We start from the raw sequence: 793 nt of genomic DNA, 5'->3' as shown, positions 1-793 counted from the left end.
AAAGACTCCACAGTTAAATCAGGTTGTTCAATCATCTTCGCAGCACTGCATTCCACTAAGTGGTCGGCATTCAGTGCCTGTTGACGGTCTTTATGCATGAACGGGATAAAAATCGCGCCTACACCTGCTGCTGAGACTTCAGATACCGTCAATGCGCCAGAACGGCACACTAGCAGATCTGCCCACGCATACGCTTGTGCAACATCATCGATAAACTCGGTCACTTCTGCATTAGCAACATTGTTCGCTTGATAAGCAGCTTGCACTTCTTGCGCTGCGCCTTTACCTGCTTGATGACGAATACAGTAGTCTTGTCCCAAGTTTGCCATCACCGCTGGCAATGTTTGATTAAGAATACGCGCCCCTTGGCTGCCGCCCATAACAAGAATACGAATTGGTCCTTTTCTCTCTTGCATACGTTGAGCGGGCTCATCCAACTGCGTTACGTCTTCACGTACTGGGTTACCGACAACCGCCGCAGAAGGAAATGCGCCGGGAAACGCTTGAAAGACTTTCTTAGCGATCTTTGATAGCCATTGATTTGTTAAACCTGCAACCGCGTTTTGTTCGTGTAGAACAACCGGGATACCGCTTAACCAAGCCGCGATACCACCCGGACCACTCACATAGCCGCCCATACCTAAAACGGCATCCGGCTGCCAGCGCTTCATGTGCGCTCGCGCTTGCATGATGGCATTAATAATTTGAAATGGAGCTGCAAGCAGACGCTTTACGCCTTGACCTCGTAACCCTTTCACTTTGATAAAATCGATTTCAATGCCATGTTTTGGCA

The 793-nt window shown here is 49.1% G+C and carries 1 protein-coding gene; it reads right to left on the bottom strand.

Annotated features, from left to right (window positions below):
* A partial coding sequence (gene murG, locus R7093_RS24995; RefSeq protein WP_318146988.1) for an undecaprenyldiphospho-muramoylpentapeptide beta-N-acetylglucosaminyltransferase occupies positions 1–793 on the bottom strand: 793 nt, incomplete at both ends.

The sequence above is a fragment of the Vibrio sp. 1580 genome, from assembly GCF_033340055.1.
The sequence above is the reverse complement of the archived record's forward strand: the minus strand, read 5'-3'. Positions and strand labels throughout refer to the sequence as shown.